The organism is Bacteroidota bacterium, from assembly GCA_018692315.1.
Classification (GTDB): Bacteria; Bacteroidota; Bacteroidia; order Bacteroidales; family JABHKC01; genus JABHKC01.
Window position 1 is genome coordinate 1 of record JABHKC010000145.1, and the last position, 18,018, is coordinate 18,018.

15 protein-coding genes are annotated in these 18,018 nt (G+C 30.6%); 11 read left to right on the forward strand and 4 right to left on the reverse strand.

Annotated features, from left to right (window positions below; genetic code table 11):
- Nucleotides 1–257 precede the first annotated feature (257 nt).
- Nucleotides 258–1,211, forward strand: coding sequence for a hypothetical protein (locus tag HN894_10565; GenBank protein MBT7143772.1), 954 nt, complete (start codon nucleotides 258–260; stop codon nucleotides 1,209–1,211).
- 16 nt (nucleotides 1,212–1,227) lie between these two features.
- Here the strand turns inward: HN894_10565 and HN894_10570 are convergent, their stop codons facing one another.
- Both HN894_10570 and HN894_10575 read right to left on the reverse strand, forming a co-directional pair.
- A complete protein-coding gene (locus HN894_10570) occupies nucleotides 1,228–1,965 on the reverse strand; it encodes a DUF4197 domain-containing protein (protein ID MBT7143773.1) in 738 nt (245 codons plus the stop codon).
- Nucleotides 1,966–2,124: 159 nt separating this feature from the next.
- Nucleotides 2,125–2,967: a PorT family protein gene (locus HN894_10575; protein ID MBT7143774.1), complete on the reverse strand. Its 843-nt coding sequence runs from the start codon at nucleotides 2,965–2,967 to the stop codon at nucleotides 2,125–2,127.
- A gap of 113 nt (nucleotides 2,968–3,080) precedes the next feature.
- Between HN894_10575 and HN894_10580 the strand changes: the two genes are divergently transcribed.
- The 7 genes from HN894_10580 (at nucleotide 3,081) to HN894_10610 (ending at nucleotide 10,485) form a co-directional block, all read left to right on the forward strand.
- Nucleotides 3,081–3,659, forward strand: a complete 579-nt coding sequence (locus HN894_10580; protein ID MBT7143775.1) for a UbiX family flavin prenyltransferase — start codon at nucleotides 3,081–3,083, stop codon at nucleotides 3,657–3,659.
- A gap of 103 nt (nucleotides 3,660–3,762) precedes the next feature.
- The gene (locus HN894_10585; GenBank protein ID MBT7143776.1) at nucleotides 3,763–4,578 is read left to right on the forward strand and encodes a prohibitin family protein; all 816 of its coding nucleotides are present in this window, start codon (nucleotides 3,763–3,765) and stop codon (nucleotides 4,576–4,578) included.
- A gap of 109 nt (nucleotides 4,579–4,687) precedes the next feature.
- Nucleotides 4,688–5,554 (forward strand): diacylglycerol kinase family lipid kinase, encoded by an 867-nt coding sequence (locus HN894_10590; protein ID MBT7143777.1) that lies wholly within the window; start codon nucleotides 4,688–4,690, stop codon nucleotides 5,552–5,554.
- Between the two features lie 102 nt (nucleotides 5,555–5,656).
- Nucleotides 5,657–6,097, forward strand: coding sequence for a ribose 5-phosphate isomerase B (rpiB, locus tag HN894_10595; GenBank protein MBT7143778.1), 441 nt, complete (start codon nucleotides 5,657–5,659; stop codon nucleotides 6,095–6,097).
- Nucleotides 6,098–6,174: 77 nt separating this feature from the next.
- Entirely contained in the window at nucleotides 6,175–7,545 is a 1,371-nt protein-coding gene (locus tag HN894_10600) for an iron-sulfur cluster-binding protein (GenBank protein MBT7143779.1), read from the forward strand.
- The gene (locus HN894_10605) at nucleotides 7,545–8,660 is read left to right on the forward strand and encodes a glycosyltransferase family 4 protein (protein ID MBT7143780.1); all 1,116 of its coding nucleotides are present in this window, start codon (nucleotides 7,545–7,547) and stop codon (nucleotides 8,658–8,660) included. The genes HN894_10600 and HN894_10605 overlap by 1 nt, the downstream gene beginning before the upstream one ends.
- Nucleotides 8,661–8,691: 31 nt before the next feature.
- Nucleotides 8,692–10,485 carry an arginine--tRNA ligase gene (locus HN894_10610; protein ID MBT7143781.1) on the forward strand — a complete coding sequence of 598 codons (1,794 nt, stop codon included), beginning with the start codon at nucleotides 8,692–8,694 and terminating at the stop codon, nucleotides 10,483–10,485.
- A gap of 305 nt (nucleotides 10,486–10,790) precedes the next feature.
- Here HN894_10610 and HN894_10615 read toward each other — a convergent pair whose 3' ends face one another.
- On the reverse strand, nucleotides 10,791–12,881 hold the full coding sequence (locus HN894_10615) for a tetratricopeptide repeat-containing sensor histidine kinase (protein ID MBT7143782.1): 2,091 nt from the start codon (nucleotides 12,879–12,881) through the stop codon (nucleotides 10,791–10,793).
- A 311-nt stretch (nucleotides 12,882–13,192) separates the two neighbouring features.
- On the opposite strand from HN894_10615, the gene HN894_10620 reads away from it, so the two are divergent.
- From HN894_10620 to HN894_10630, 3 genes are all read left to right on the forward strand, one after another.
- Nucleotides 13,193–14,041, forward strand: a complete 849-nt coding sequence (locus HN894_10620) for a transketolase (protein MBT7143783.1) — start codon at nucleotides 13,193–13,195, stop codon at nucleotides 14,039–14,041.
- A 249-nt stretch (nucleotides 14,042–14,290) separates the two neighbouring features.
- Nucleotides 14,291–14,890, forward strand: coding sequence for a YihA family ribosome biogenesis GTP-binding protein (locus HN894_10625; GenBank protein MBT7143784.1), 600 nt, complete (start codon nucleotides 14,291–14,293; stop codon nucleotides 14,888–14,890).
- Nucleotides 14,891–15,178: 288 nt separating this feature from the next.
- Entirely contained in the window at nucleotides 15,179–16,141 is a 963-nt protein-coding gene (locus HN894_10630) for a ribose-phosphate pyrophosphokinase (GenBank protein MBT7143785.1), read from the forward strand.
- 14 nt (nucleotides 16,142–16,155) lie between these two features.
- Here HN894_10630 and HN894_10635 read toward each other — a convergent pair whose 3' ends face one another.
- On the reverse strand, nucleotides 16,156–17,745 hold the full coding sequence (locus HN894_10635) for an O-antigen ligase family protein (GenBank protein MBT7143786.1): 1,590 nt from the start codon (nucleotides 17,743–17,745) through the stop codon (nucleotides 16,156–16,158).
- Between the last annotated feature and the right edge of the window lie 273 nt (nucleotides 17,746–18,018).

Genomic DNA, 18,018 nt, shown 5'->3' on the forward strand with positions numbered 1-18,018 from the left:
CAAACTGCACATCATCTTTGACCGTCCTCAATTTTTATTCCATCAAAATAGCTCGCTATTACTCAAAAATAAAAATCTGTGGTAGTTCAAATCTGATACACATTTTAACCTTTCGTTACGAAAATTTATGAATTATTCAGGTTAAAAAAGATAGGCAAAAAATAATTTTATCTCAGTTTTTCCTGAAGCACATTTTTTTTTGAGTTGTTCTTTTCTGTTCAACTTATTTTTTGTGTTTCAGGTTTTTATTTATTTAAATGAAAATAGAAGTATTAATATTTGGATATTTAGCAGTCGTTTTTTCTTTATTAGAGGCTTATCTGACCTTAAACAAAATTTGGAAAAGAAAACACGAAAGAGTTGTTGCAGATAGTATTTCTATTCTTGGGAAATTTATTGGAATAATTCCGGTGGTTTTTTTGCTATTTTATTTCTTTTCTAATGCCGATGTTCCGGGATTTCTTAACCGATTGATAGTATTTATTTTATTACTATTTCATGTAATAATAGGTACAGGCTGGTGGGTAACCGGCGAAAGAACTAAAGGAATCTGGAAATTGGTGAAACGCTCGTTGAAAATTGAACGCAAAGAAGTTACCGTTTTAGCAAAATCTTTTTTCAGGCCTTCCGGAGCCGAAAAAATTCTGAACATTTTAGGGCAAACAGCCATGATAGACGGAGTTTTAGATAAAAAAGAGGCTGAGTTTATTCAGAGTTTTGCAGCAGAGTGGAATATTGATTTTTCAATAGACCAAATAGAAATCGATTATCACGAAAGTGTAGGCAACCATTATGTTAATCTCCGACATAGTATGGAGAACTATCTATCTATATCTCCACCCAAATCGCAAGTTTCACAGCTTGCAGACGTACTGAAACTACTGGTAAATGTTGACAATAATGTTAGCGAAGAAGAGCAATTAATTCTTGATGAGTTGAATGGTTTGATAGCAAATTATGTTAACGATGATTTAACTTGTTGTAGATATTTTGTTGCAATAGTACCACAAAACAACAAACAAGAAGAAGAAATTCCAAATTTACTATCCGACCAGATTTTTACTAAAAAGCAAGTAGCCGGTGGATATGCTTTCCTTAGCGAGGCATTTTTTTCTCAACAATATGCCGAAATTGTAGTTGAGCAATACAGGGCAATCAATTTATTTTCTGTTGTTATTCAGCCCGAAGACAAGAAATTTTTCAAACAGTAAATAAACTGTTTTTCAATTAATCTAAACTACCGAAAACCTTTTTAAGAATATCATTAACTCGAGCGAGCGGATCTTCTCTAATATCTTTTTCTTCTTCAGCAACTTTTAAAAAAAGGCCATCAAGTCCCTTTCGTGTAACATGTTCGCTTAAATCTGTGTTCACAGGAGTTAATCCTATCAATTGTCCTGCAAAAGTTTCTGCAACGCTATTATAGGCAACTGTCAAACTTTCCCACGATTCGTTTGTTGAAATACCAGCCACGAGAGCTTTGTCCAAAGAATTATCTATTTTTGGCTGAAAAAGATCTTTAAGTTCATAATATGTAGTTCCCCGCAAATAATGAGTTGCAGCAGTATCGTTACTATGCAAAATCTCAATTGCGTCAACAATCGTCATTGAAGTTATTGCACCTACAAAAATTGGAGTAGCTTCTTTTGCAGCATCCTCAGCTGCACGATTCATTCGAACTATTACATCTTCAATCAAATCGGAAATTCCGAGTGCAACTAAAAGTGCATCGTCTTTATATTCATAAATAATTTCAGCTTCAGGTGGTAGCAAAATTTTTATTATTTCGTCTTTATAATATCCATCCACTGCCGAAACTGTTGCAACTGAAGTATCGGTTCCTACTATTAATGCCGATTTCAAACCTTCGGCAATTTCTTCTTCTGTGAGTAAACTTTCTAATTGCTCGCAAGAAATCAAAAAAACCGAGAATACAAGTATTAATATATTGTTAATTATTTTCATCACATCTTATTATTAGTTTTTGCAAAATTACAAAACTTGGACAAACAAAATGAATTTTATGTCTGAACATTAAAACAACTTCAAATTTCTTGAAATAACGAAAAAGCCGCTCAAAAAATATTTGAACGGCTTTTAAATTTTGATTTAATCTACTTCATTCTAAAAGTCTAAAATATGTATCCCAATAGTAAAAGGATATAATTCTGGACCTTTGTCGGATTCGAACATTGGAGTGATATTGTAATTTGCAAATAATTGAACATTATCATAACCAATTCTTGCAGTTACTCCATATCTAAAACTGCTTAAATTGTAATCGGTTTTTTCTTTTAAGTCATATTCTCCATCACCGATTTCATATTCGTAATGCGAATTGGAGTGAAGTTTAAGTCCTCCAATCACACCAACTGAAATTGATAGTTTTTCCTGCTTTTTGCCAACCGGTGCTTGAAATTCCATCAACAATGGAGCTGTCAAATAGGTTGTATTTAGTTTGTTTTTTTGATACTCAATGCCTTCGTCTCTCCACTCGGTTGAACCATTTTCATCGTACCCGAGTGCAACAAAATTGTTTTCAAATCTATAATTGTTCCACTCAAAACCAAGACCTGTAACAAATCCAAAGTTTTCTTTAATAACAGGAAAATCGAACTCTAATAGGTTCAAATTGAAACCCCATGATTTGCTCAAACTACTGGCGTGAAGTTCATCATTACTAACAAGTTCATTGTTGCTGTTCAAATAATTATTAAGACCAAATTCAAATCCAGCCCAATGCGCATCAAATTCTGAATCATCTTTATCTTTCTTTTTTTCTATCATTTCATCAATGTCATAATCATACTCCTCGAGTGTGTCAACTACAACATCGCTATCTCCATCAGGGTTTTCAATTATTAAAATTTTTTTTGTTCCTAATTTAATCTTTGTTGTATCGGCTTCCTGGGCTAATAATCCGATTGTCAAAAAAACTGCTACTGTTAATACTAATACTTTTTTCATTTTTACTAAATTTTTAATTAAACTTTTAAATATTTGTTTCAAATTTGCCAGTATGACGATTTGATATTTTTATTTGTTACAGCAAAAGAAAAATTTATTTAAAGATTTAACGAATGAGTAAAAAACAAAAAATAATAATTGGAGTTACAGGCGCTAGCGGATCAATTTATGCGAAGCAATTAATTGAAAAAATATATGTAATAAAAAATCAATTAGCTGAAGTTAATATTGTCTTCACAGATAATGCAAAATTAGTTTGGAATTACGAAATTGGGAAGGAGGCATTTACAAAAATTCCTTACAAAATTTATAATATAAACGATTTCTTCGCTCCCTTTGCCAGCGGTTCGGCAAAATTTGATTGTATGATAGTTTGCCCATGCTCGATGGGAACTCTTGGAAAAATTGCAAACTGCATTAGCGATAATCTCATTGTGCGAGCCGCAGACGTAATGCTCAAAGAAAGGCGGAAACTAATTTTAGTAACAAGAGATAGTCCACTAAATTTAATTCATATAAATAATATGAAAATAATTACCGAAGCAGGTGGAATAATCTGTCCTGCCAGCCCTTCGTTTTATAGCAAACCTCAAAATATTGAACAGCTCATAAATTCTGTAGTAGAACGCATTATTGATTTAGTTGGCTTAGAAAATGAGCACTATAGGTGGGGGAATGATATTGAGAATTGATGATTGAAAATTTATATTTTTAATTATCAATTAAAATCCATCAATCAAAAATTTGAAGTACTTTTGTGTTTTGAATATTTTATAAACATTAAATTTAAAAATTATGAAAAAGCAGTTTTCATCATTACTAATAGTAGTTATTATTGGAGTAATTCTTCTAATTTTTTTCGGAAGCAGTATGTTTTATACGCTTCAACCGGGCGACCGAGCAATTATTTTTAGGCAGTTCACTACCGGATTAGACAAAGAAAATATTTTTGAACCTGGATTTCATGTAATCGCCCCATGGAACGACCTCCACATTTACAATGTAAAAGAGCAAAAAAGTGAAGAAACTATGGATGTTCTTGACAGAAGTGGACTTTCTGTAAATATTGACATTTCCGTTCGTTTTAATCCTATTTATGAAAAAATTGGTTTTCTACACGAGGTTTTTGGAAAAAATTATATTAACCAATTAGTTATTCCCGAAGTAAGATCTTCGGTAAGACAAGTAGCAGGAAGATATACCGCAGAAGAAATTTATTCAACAAAACGTTCTTTGGTTGAAAAAGCAATTATTGAAGAAACAACAATAATTTTAGAAAAAAACTTCATTCAGATGCGTGCTATGCTAATTCGTTCCATTGGACTACCGAACGAAATTAAAAATGCAATTGAAAGTAAATTGAAGCAAGAGCAAGAAGCCTTGGCATATAAATTCCGCTTAGATAAAGAAAAAAGTGAAGCAGAGCGTAAAAAAATTGAAGCGGAAGGTATATCCAACTATAATTTAATTATCAGTCAGAGTTTAACAACCAACATATTGAAACAAAGAGGAATAGAAGCAACCATTGAACTTGCTAAATCGAATAATACGAAAGTTGTTGTGGTTGGTGCCGGTAAAGATGGGCTACCTCTAATTTTGGGAAATAACTAAAATTGAAAATAGGTTCTTGAATATTTCTATTTCCACATTATAAAAGAAAAAAAGCACTCTAAAAATATTGGAGTGCTTTTTTTGTTTCCATAATTTTTTGCTTGGAATCATGAAAAAAGTATTATTTATTATTAATCCAATTTCTGGAATTGGGAAACATGGAAAAATTGCAAATTTGATTCCAAAAATTCTCGACAACAAGAATTTCTCTTACGAAATTAAATATACAGAAAATGAAGGACATGCAACGGAAATTGCAAAAGAAGCATCTGCAAATTTCGATATAATAACAGCAGTAGGAGGAGATGGATTAGTAAATGAAATAAGTAATTCTCTTATAAATACTAACATAAAATTTGCAATAATTCCTGCCGGTTCGGGCAATGGTTTTGCTCGTCATCTCAAAATTCCATGCACGGCTGCAAAAGCAATTCAATTAATCAACAAACAAAATATTCGAAAAATCGACACAGCCCATATCAACGATAAAACGTTTGTAAACGTTGCCGGAATTGGTTTTGATGCACATATTGCTCACAATTTTTCAAAATCGAAAAAACGAGGATTTTTATCTTATATAAAAATTATTTTTCAAGAATTTTACAAATATAAAGCCCAACAGTTCACCTTAGTAATTGATGGCGAAAAAATCAATGAAAAGGCATTTTCTATAAGTTTTTGCAATTCATCGCAATTTGGAAATAATGCCTTTATTGCTCCTCAAGCCAAAATTGACGATGGTTTTTTGAATGTTGCAATAATAAAAAAATTTCCTGCGATAGCAGCCCCACTACTTGCAGTAAGACTTTTCAACAAAACCATTCAGAAATCTAAATACTACAAATCAATTACAGCAAAAGAGATAAGAATCATCCAAGAATCGCAAGTTGTATCACATATTGATGGGGAAGCAATTCATCTTCCACAAGAGATAAAAATTAAAATCAATCCTCTTTCTCTAAATGTAATTTGTTAGCTCACAATAAGTTTTTTGCACTATTTTCTCACTGAAAATTAAAGGTTTTATTAAATATCAAAACTAATTTTTTGTACATTTGCAAGCTTTAATTTTACATGTATGAAAAACTTAAAAATCGCACTTGCATCTGATCATGCAGGCTTCAATACAAAAAAAACACTAATAGATTTTCTTGAAAAAGAAGATTATTTTGTAAAAGATTTTGGAGCATTTTCCGATGAGAGTGTCGATTATCCCGACTTTGCTCACCCTTTATCAATAGCAGTTGAAAACACCGAGTTTGATATTGGAATAACTTTATGTGGAAGCGGAAATGGAATAAGTATGACCGCAAACAAACATCAGGGGATACGTTCGGCGCTATGTTGGTGTGTAGAAATTACAAGATTGGCTAGACAACATAACGATGCAAATATTTGTTCGATACCAGCTCGTTTTGTCAATGAATCTGAGGCTATTGAAATTGTTAAAGAATTTTTAGCAACTGAATTCGAAAAAGGCAGACATGTCAAACGAATTAATAAAATTCCTTTAAAATAGAAAAGTAAATATTTACAAATCAGATATTTTAATCTCTTTTATGAATAAAAAATCTGAAAACAAAATTGCAGAAATTGATGAGTAGTACCTCAAAGTTATTTCAAAAAGAATCGGAAAAGGTTGCATTCGACCTAAAACACAGAAATACCATCAGGTTCAATATGTCGAAATATAATGCAGCTGTTGCCAAAGGAAAATCAAGATATTCGAACCTTGAGTTAGCAAAACAAAGAGCATCGGCAATAAAAGAAAATGTTCTCCAAAATCTTGATAAATATTTAATACAATTTGAAGAGAATATTTCGAAGAGAGGAGCAAAAGTAATCTATGCAAAAGACAATGATGAAGCAATTTCCGAAATTTTATCGATACTAAATTCGCATGAAACTAAATTAGTTGTAAAAAGCAAATCGATGACTACAGAAGAAATTGATTTCAATAAAAATCTCGAAGACAATAATATTGAATCAGTGGAAACAGATCTTGGAGAATATATTGTGCAGGTAGCTGGCGAGAAACCATATCATATAGTAACTCCGGCAATGCACAAATCAAAAGAAGACGTAGATGAACTTTTTAATAAAAATTTCGATACACCAAAAAATAGCACACCCGAATATTTAACAAATTGGGTGAGAGAAAAACTACGAGAAAAGTATATTAATGCCGATGCAGGAATTACCGGAGCAAATTTTCTAATTGCAGATATTGGAGCAGTGGCTTTGACCGAAAATGAAGGAAATGGCTTGATGTCAACTTCATTTCCGAAAATTCAAATAGCTATTGCAGGAATCGAAAAAATAATTCCATCGTACAAAGATTTAGATTTATTTTTGCCACTACTTGCAGTTCATGGAACTGGACAAAAAATTACTGCCTATAATTCAATTTTTACAGGCCCGAAACAAGAAGGCGAAAATGACGGGCCACAAGAAATGTATGTAATATTACTTGACAATGGCAGATCGAAACTTTTTGACAAAAAAGAGCAACACAAGGCGCTAAAGTGTATTAGATGTGGCGCTTGCCTAAATGCTTGCCCTGTTTATAAAAACATAGGAGGATATACCTACGAATCGACTTACAGCGGACCAATAGGTTCAGTGATTACGCCGCATTTAAAAGATCAGAAAGAATATAAACATTTGAGTTTTGCTTCTTCACTCTGTGGAAAATGCACTGAAGTTTGCCCGGTAAAAATTGACATTCACAAACTACTATTATACAATAGACGCGATGCTGTTGAAAATGGATATTCCGTATTTGCAGAAAAAATAGGAATGATTGGATACAAAAAAGCAATGCTGAATAGAAACACTTTAGATGCCGGTGGAGAATTTGTCAAAAATAAATTTTCGTTCGTGGGGAAAAATGCCTGGGGAAAAATGCGTGAAATACCTCGAATGAAAAAATCATTTTCGAAACAATATATCGAAAATCATTCTTAATGAAAATAGCAGTAAATACACGTCTTTTATTGAAAGACAAACTCGAGGGAATTGGTTGGTTTTCGTATGAAGTCCTTAAAAGAATAACGACTCAACACCCCGAGCATGAATTTATTTTCTTGTTTGACAGGCCTTATTCTGAGGAATTTATTTTCTCTTCAAATATTACACCTATTGTAATTTCTCCACCCACCCGACATCCAATATTGTGGTACATTTGGTTTGAGCTAATGCTTCCCAGAGTTTTGAAAAAACATAAACCAGATTTGTTTTTTTCGCCAGACGGATACATTTCGCTTTCATCCGGTATAAAAACTGTTACTGCAATACATGACATAAATTTTGAACATAATCCTCAAGATCTACCATTTCTTATTAGCAAATATTATAGAAAATATTTTAGAAAATATGCACAAAAAGCTCATAGAATTATTACTGTTTCAGAATTTTCGAAAAAAGACATTTCTGAAACATACTTGATTCCGGCATCAAAAATAGATGTTTGTTATAATGGTGCAAATTCTGTTTACAAAGAATTAAGTGAAAAAATAACTACTGAAATAAAATCAGAATTTACCGAAAAGGAAAACTATTTTATTTTTATTGGAGCATTGCATCCCCGAAAAAATGTTGAGCGTTTGTTATTGTCATTCGATATGTTCAAACAAAAAACCTCTTCAAATATGAAATTGGTGATTGTTGGTGAAAAAATGTTTAAAAACAAACAGATTCATCATACATTCAACAATATGGAATTCAAAAATGAAGTAATATTTACCGGACGTTTATCGGCAGAAAAACTCAGCTTCATGCTTGGGTCTGCGTTTGCATTAGTTTTTGTTCCGTATTTCGAAGGCTTTGGAATTCCAATAGTTGAAGCTTTCAATTGTGGAGTTCCAGTAATTACATCAAATGTTACTTCAATGCCTGAGGTTGGAGGAAATGCTGCTATGCTGGTAGATCCATATTCAGTTGAATCAATTTGTGAAAGAATGATTATACTTTATGAAAATGAGGATTTTAGAAAAGATTTAATACAAAAAGGGAATTTAAGAAAACTACAATTTAGCTGGGATAAAACTGCCGAGAATGTGTGGGCAAGTTTAATGAATTAGCAATCACAATTATCAAAAAAACATGAATTTAATGAATATTGAAAAAGTTATTAAACTCAAAACAGTAGAAGGAGTAAAATATCTTTACAAACAAGAACTTACAATTGACGATTTTCAAACGCAAGCTACAAGAAAAGATTTCGAAGGAGATTTTACAATAACCGTTTTTGGATTTTTAAAATTTTCAAGAAAATCGCCGGAAGATACAGCAAACGAAATTGGGGAATATTTGAAAACCGAATTGCCTGAAATATTAAGTTTTAATGTAGTGAAAGGATTCCTTAATATAACAATTGACAGTTCGTATTGGATTTCATTGTTTAACGAAATTTTGAAACTTAAAAAATTTGGATTCAAAAAAATTAAAGACCTTTCGTCATCAATAATGATAGAATTTTCATCACCAAACACTAATAAACCTCTTCATCTTGGTCATGTTAGAAACAATATGTTGGGAAATTCAATTTCAGAAATTCTGAAAGCTTCAGGAAAAAATGTAACAAAAGTGAATTTGGTCAACGATAGAGGAATTCACATTTGCAAATCGATGCTTGCATGGCAAAAATGGAGCAATAACGAAACTCCTGAAACAAATTGTAAAAAAGGAGATCATTTGGTAGGCGACTATTATGTAAAATTTAACGACGAGTATAAAAAACAAACCAAAGCTCTTTTAGCTCAAGGGATGAAAGAAGAAGAGGCAAAAAATTCTGCACCAATTTTGCTCGAAGCAAAAGAAACTTTACGAAAATGGGAAGCTAAAGATGAAGAAACCATAAATTTATGGAAGAAAATGAACGAATGGGTTTACGATGGTTTCAATAAAACATACAAAAAACTAGGGATAAAATTTGATAAAACCTATTACGAATCAAAAACTTATGAATTAGGGAAATCCTTAATTTTCAAAGCATTAGAAAAAGGAATTTTACTAAAAAAAGAAGACGGTTCTGTTTGGGCAGATTTATCGGAATTTGGTTTAGACCAAAAGTTATTATTACGTTCCGATGGGACTTCGGTCTATATTACCCAAGATATTGGTACTGCTCACCAACGTTTTAGCTCATTTAGTATTGACAAGCATTTCTATGTTGTTGGAAACGAGCAGAACTATCATTTTCAAGTATTAAAATTGATATTGAAGCAACTTGGGTTTGATTGGGCTGAAAATATCGAACATTTGTCGTATGGAATGGTTGAATTACCTTCAGGAAAAATGAAATCGCGCGAAGGAACTGTAGTTGATGCTGATGATTTGATGGAAGAAATGAAAGAAACTGCTACAAATACTTCTGTTGAATTGGGGAAATTAGAAAATTTCAACGAATTTGAGAAGAAAAAAATAATTGAATCTATTGCAATTGGAGCGCTAAAATATTTTATTTTAAAGGTCGATCCCAAAAAGAACATGACTTTCAATCCAAAAGAATCAATTGATTTTAATGGAAATACAGGACCTTTTATTCAATATACATATGTCAGAATTCAATCGGTTTTAGACAAAGCAAAAAGCATGGAATTTGATTTTCCGAAAGAAACAAACATCAAAACAAAAATTAATTCTAAAGAAATAGAACTAATAAAATTATTATCGAAAACTCCTAGCATAATTAACGACTCGGCACAAAGTTTAAATCCTGCAATTATTGCAAATTTTTGCTATAATCTTGCAAAAGAATATAATCAGTTCTATCACGAATTCCCTATTATTAGCGAAATTGACGATAACATTCGCAATTTCCGATTGAATATTTCATTAAAAATTGCAAAAAGCATTAAAAATCTGATGGGATTGTTGGGAATTGATGTACCACAAAGAATGTAGATTCATTTATTTCTATTTCAGAAAGCAATGTAGTTTTTTTTCAAGAAAACGAAATGTTTATAAAAAAAGAAACAGTGCCGAGGGCACTGTTTCAAGTGGTTTTAGCCAACCAAATAATTAAAACTATGAAATCTACAATTATAAAATCTCTACAATTTTATAAAACTACCGCTTCAAAGACAGATCGGCATTATAAATGGTTGCATATTTTTTATTTTTTAACAAATTTTTGAGAACATTTTTTTTTGTTTTTCAATGATTTATTTTTCAATGGTTTATTTATCAATGGTTTATTTATCAATGGTTTAACTAGCTTTTTTTATCATAAAATAGAAAGTACTTCCTTCGCCTTCAACGCTTTTTACCCAAATTTTACCTTCATTTTTTTCAATAAACTCCTTACAAATTATCAAACCTAAGCCTGTCCCCTCTTCTTTTTTGGTGCCTCTTGTCGAAAAGCTTTCATCAATTCTAAAAAGTCTGTCAATATTGCTGGCTTTAATTCCAATACCATTATCTGTTATCTGAACCTCTACAAAATCGTTCATTTCATATATTTGTATTTCGATCTGACCTTTAATGTTTGTAAATTTTATAGCATTCGATAAAAGATTTCGCAATACCGTTTCAATCATATTTTTATCTGCAAAAACCGATATTGGCTTATAAATTTTTGAAATAATATTTATTTCTTTTTCTGTGGCATTCTGACTTAACAGCAACAAAACGTCTTCAAGGATTTTGTTGATTTCAAAATTTTTCGGTCTATAAGCAATATTATCAGTTTGAGTCCTCGACCATTCCAATAAATTTGAAAGTAAATTGTAAGTTTCTCTGCTACTTTGATGAATAAAAGTTGCCATTCTTTTCAATTCATCCATATCATATTGGTCTATTTCCGTAGCTAAAAGTTCCGAAAAGCCAATAATAGAATTGAATGGACTTTTCAAATCGTGAGCAATTATAGAGAAAAACTTATCCTTAGTAGCATTTAGTTCAATGTATTTCAATCTTTGTGAACTTATTTCACTATTTTGAGAGACAATTTGAGTCTGACGAAATTTAAGTTCACTATTTTTCTCCTCAATTTCATTTTTTTGAATATTGAGTAAATTGTACGCCTTTTTTCTATTTTTTAATTGTTTCATTAATACAAACGAAAAAAATGCAATTAATAAGGAGACAAAAAAGAATCCATAAATGGCCATTTTTTGACGATATACTTTAACCCTTTCAATTTCAGCTTCTCTTTTTAATATTTCTATTTCCTTAATTCGTTTTTCTTTTTCGTGCTTAGATTCAATTTTGGCAATTTTGGAAGATGTATTCTCAATAAAACTACTATCTTTCAACTCCTTATATTTGTCCAAATATAAGTATGCCTCGTCCATATTTTGTTTACTTGCCGCCAAAATTGCAAAATGCAAAAAGTTTTCTTCAACATATTGTAAAGCCTTTACTTCCTCTGCCAACTCTAAACTTTCGTCGAGATATTTTTTTGCTAACTTAGGTTCGTTCAAGCAAATATAATTTTTGCCAATATTGCTAAGAGTATTTGCAATTGAATACTTGTTCTTAAATTCTCTTTTAAGTTTTAAGGAATTAAGAAAATAATGCAAACTTCTTTCAAAGGAATCTAACTCAATATAAACTATACCAATGTTATTTAAAGTTAGTGCCATGTTTTTTTCACAGTTTAGTTCCTTTTCAATTTCAAGAGCTTCTATGTGACATTCTAATGATTTAACCAAAGAGTCTTTTTCATAATATATTATTCCAAGATTATTGATACAGAACAAATAAGCATTCCTATTTCCAATTTCTTTCCATATAGCAGTAGATTTTTCAATATATGAAATTGCTTCATCGTAATTATTTAATTTCATGTAGATTAGACCCAGATTATTATAGGAGTAACCGATTGCCATTCTATTTCCTTTGATTTCCCTTACAGAAAGTGCTTTATGATGATTATCTAAAGCTTCTGCAAATTGTCCTGTTTTATTATACAAATTACCGAGATTATTATAAATATTATCTGTTTCTAATTCGTTACCACTAAGGATAAAAGCCTCTAAAGATTTTTTGTAATAAAATTCTGCACTGTCGTATTGGTTAAGATAATAAAAAGCTATTCCAATATCGTAGAGTGGATCGCCAGTCCGCATCAAATCGTTTAATTCATTAGCAATCTTGACAGCTTGTTTAGAATACTTTATGCACTCTTTAGGTGAAGATTCTTTTAGAATAGAAGAAAGAGTATTTAACAATCTAATTTTTTCTATACCTTCAACATTTGGCAATAGATTTTCTAAACTATCAATTTTGGCTTGTTTTCCATAAAACTGAAAAACAATCAAACAAAAAATTATTATGAAAAATAATGATTTATTCATACAAAAAAAAGGCAAAGACTTAAAATATGTTAAATATATAATGCAAAATTAAGAAAATATAGCATAAACTATAGATTTAATTACATAGGCTTGGCTTATAAAATAAACACAAAAAATTCAATTTATGAATGTATCCACAATATTTTATAAAAAATATCCCATTTGAATAAATAAATAATAATAACACAGAAAAACATTTAATTCTTATCTTTGTAAAATTTTAAACAATATTTTATCTTACTGAATATCTGACTTTTACAATCTTTTCACAGCAAAGATAAAATTCATTTTTTGAACAGACTAAAAAATTGATTATGACTTCAGTTAATAAATTAGAAGAAACTGCCAACCAGATAAGACGCGACATTTTAAGGATGGTTCATGCTCAAAATTCCGGTCATCCGGGAGGCTCTCTTGGTTGTGCCGACTTTCTTACAACACTATACTTCAGTATTTTAAAACATAATCCAAATAATTTTACTATTAATGGAGATTCAGAAGATTTATTTTTTCTTTCAAATGGACATATCTCGCCGGCTTGGTATAGTGTATTGGCACGCTGCGGATATTTCGACACAAACGAATTAAGCACTTTCAGAAAAATAAATTCCAGATTGCAAGGACATCCCTCAACGGCCGAAAATTTGCCAGGAATAAGAATTGCTTCAGGTTCGCTCGGACAAGGTTTGTCTGTAGCAATTGGCGCAGCTTTAGCAAAAAAGTTAAACAATGACAACAATTTAGTTTACTCACTACATGGCGATGGCGAATTACAGGAAGGTCAGATTTGGGAAGCAGCAATGTACGCAGCGGCAAACAAAGTTGATAATTTGATTGCTGTAATTGATTATAACCAAAAACAAATTGATGGAAGCCTCGATTCTGTAGTTAGTTTAGGAGATTTGTCGGCAAAATGGAAAGCATTTGGTTGGAGGGTTTTAGAGATGGATGGAAATAATATTGAAGATATTTTAGAAACAATCCAAAAAGCAAAAGATATAACAAAAAAATCGCTCCCGATAGTGATAATCATGAAAACAGAAATGGGTATGGGTGTAGATTTCATGATGGGAACTCATAAATGGCATGGTGTTGCACCTAATGACGAACAACTTAAAAAAGCTTTAAGTCAATTACCTGAAACTTTAGGAGACTATTAATTAATGGGCAACGGCTCAAAGTTTTCAAATATTTGATAATAAAACAAATAACATAAGAATTTCGGACTAGCATCATGTCAAATATAAAATAGCAGTTAATTCGAAGTAATTTTTCTGTTTTGCAAAATGAGAAAATATAAGCATATTCATAACTACATGAATTTTTTTATCCTGAATCAAAACTGGGAAAGAACAAAATTTGGACTGTAAATTTATGCCTGACATGGCACTATTACCAAAAACTAATATATGCAGATAAAAACATCAGAATTTGTTATTAGCAATACAAATGTACGCCTTTGTCCTGAAAGTTCGTTCCCTGAATATGCCTTCATTGGAAGATCGAATGTTGGTAAATCTTCCTTAATAAATATGCTGGTTGGCAAAAAAAAACTGGCTAAAACCTCAGGAAGTCCGGGGAAAACACAGCTAATTAATCATTTCATAATAAACAAAAATTGGTATTTGGTAGATTTGCCCGGTTATGGATATGCAAAAGTCTCGAAAACCAAAAGATTCGAATTTGGGAAAACTATAAAAAATTACATTTTAAAAAGAGAGAATCTGACCTGTCTTTTTCTGCTGATTGATTCAAGGCACAATCCATTAAAACTTGATTTAGAATTTATTGAATGGCTGGGCTTAAAACAAATTCCTTTTGCAATTGTTTTCACAAAAATCGATAAACTCACTAAATCTCAGTCGGAAACCAATCTTGATTTATATAAAACAGAACTACTGAAAATGTGGGAAGAATTACCTGAGATTTTCATAAGTTCGGCAACAACAAAAATCGGAAAATCGGATATTTTAATATATATTGATCGAATTAATAAAGAATTGAGTTAATGTTTTTCTTACCCAATTTTCATATATCTGACGATTAATTCTAATTGTGAGTTAAGAATAAAATCTTTTGAGTTTCCTTAATATGTAGCACTTTTGTCTTTTACAAAAATAGTTTTGATATCATTTTGCAGAACATTTACATCGATATAAACCAGCAGAATAAAAATTTAATTGTCAAAATATTTGAAACTTCGGAACAATATTTTATAAAAAATTAAAGAATTTATATTTTTGCTTCAAATTAAAAATAAGAATATGTCATCGAATAAATTATCGGAAATTGAATTAATGAAAGGGCAACTACGCCCACCTATAAAGCTTTTTGCTGGTAGTGCATCAATAGAAATTGCAGAAAATATTGCGAAAAGTTTTGGCACAAAACTTGGCAAGGTTGATATTTTACGCTTTAGTGATGGTGAATTTCAACCATTTTTCGAAGAAACTGTTCGTGGTGCTCATGTATTCATTATTCAATCGACTATACCACCGACCGACAATTTATTTGAACTTTTGCTGATGATTGACGCTGCAAAAAGAGCTTCGGCTTACAAAATTGCAGCAGTTATTCCTTATTTTGGTTTTGCACGACAAGACAGAAAAGACAAAGCAAGATGTTCTATTGGATCCAAACTGGTTTCAAATTTGCTTGAAGCTGCAGGTATTTCCCGTATAATTACTTTAGATTTGCATGCAGACCAGATTCAAGGTTATTTTGAAGTACCAATCGATCATTTGTACGGATCGTCAATTTTTGTTCCATATATTAGATCGCTCAAGTTAGACGATCTGGTTATTGCAGCACCAGATATGGGAGGTGCAAAACGTTCAAATGTTTACGCAAAATTCTTGAAAACTCCTTTGGTTTTTACTCACAAATCGAGAGAAGAAAATCATAAAATCGGGGAGATGACAGTAGTCGGAAATGTAAAAAATAAAAATGTTATTATTATTGATGACATGATAGATACGGCAAGCACTGTGTGTAAAGCTTCTGAAATTATGACAAAAAAAGGCGCCAAAAGTGTTAGAGTAATTGCTTCTCATGCTGTTCTTTCTGGCAATGCTTATGAAAATATTAATAATTCTTCCTTGACAGAAGTTATAGTTACCGATTCAATTAAGCTAAAAAAACAATCTTCAAAAATTAAGATTATTTCTATTGCCAATATTTTTGCTTCAGTAATAAATAATGTAATAGATCATAAATCTATTAGTAATATTTTTATTGCTTCGGAAAACAATCAGGATTAGATTAGAATTAGGTTTCAATTTTTTTTGCTCAACAAATAATCTTCCGATATTCCAAACATGAGAAGCGAGTAAAAAAATGTAAAAAATGTAATTCCGGCTTGAGTTTCAAGAGTATCTTCATTTAAAAATGAAACTAAAACGATTAAAATAAAAATTAGGAAGAAATAATTTCTGTATTTTTTTTCAATAATTATAGGATAAATAATTGCAAACATTATCCATAAAAAACCTAACAGTCCGAAAGCTATAAAAAAAGTAACAAACTGATTATGAGCTCTTCTTCTGTACTTTTTTTGCAAAATAGAATTTGATTTTTCGTACTGAATATCGAAAGAATTCTGGACATCGCCAGTTCCCACTCCAATCAAAAAATTATTTTTGATGATTACGATTCCAACTTTCAAATATTCTAATCGTTGGGTTACCGAATGACCACTCGGATTTCCACCATTAATATAATAATCAAATTCCCAGATCACCTGATAAATTCGTGGATAAATGCTGAACTTATTTTTAAAAATATGATTTGCGTAACCATTTTCAATCATTGATATATCAGATTTGCTCAATTTACTAATTCCTGTTGAATCTTTTCGCAATCCAAGCGAAGATAAATATCTGATTAAAGTGTATTTAATTTCTTGATTCTTCTTATCTAATCCGTCAAATTTATATTCGCTTTTTTGATTCCATTCCTTACCCAATTCTTTATTGCAAATATAGAGTTCTACAAAATTTCCATTTTCTATTTGATTACTTTTATAATTATGAGAATATAAATTTCCATTAGCAGTTCGTTTTTCAAGTTTCTTAGTATCAATTTCCTCAATTTCATAAAAGCTGACTATACAATTTCTTAGATAAACACCGGCAAATGTTATTAAAAAAACAACAATTGCAACTGCAAAAAATTTGGCAAACATCAATTTTCTGTAGCTAATCCAAACACAAAAAAGTATGGTTCCTAAAATAAAAACTATTGCAATTCCGGTTAAAGATTGAAGAAGAAATAGAAAAACAAAAAGCCAGATAGATATTATTGAATATAAAATCTTCTCAAACAGTGAAATTTTCGACCTATCGAAAAACAAAAAATACCACAAAGAAAAAATTGACATATTTACAAGCAGTGCAAATCTTATATGTGAAATAAATAATGAGATATCCCGAATATCATTAATTTCAACATCTATCAGACCAAACAATGCAGCGCTACTAATAAAAGCACTTATCGTTACAGAACTTATCAAAAACAGAAATAGAATCTTTAGTTTCTTGCTATCAAGATTTTCTGAAGTGCCTATTACCAAAGGTAAAATTAAGAGTGGAAGTTTTATTCTAATATCGTTTATTGCATATTTCAAATCGGTAGAATATATCAATCCAACAATATGTAAAATAAATATTGAAATAATTAATAGTACACCTTTTCGATTTTTTAATACCTGAATTTTATTTCTAAAATTAGCTTCCCACAACCAATTTATCATTAAAATAAATTGAGAAATGCTCATCAAAAACAAGGAAGTAGGCAAAGCTATTGAAAGTAGAACTAAACCAAAGAAATATATATTTTTATGATTAACTTGTTGAATAATGCTCATTAATTTAAATAATTGTGCAAAAATATAAAAGTCTTTCAATAATTTTTGCACATATCAACAATAATAAATTGACAAAAATTTCACAAACAAACTTTAAGCTTCTACACAAAGTATTTCCAACAAAATCGTCAAAATATATTATTTTTGAGCCACAAAAAAAATTATCATTTCTATGTAAAAAATACTCATTCTGACAATAATAAATATGAGATATTGTTACATTAATTCTTAAAATAATTGTATATTTGAAATTATCGTAATTTGAATTTTAAT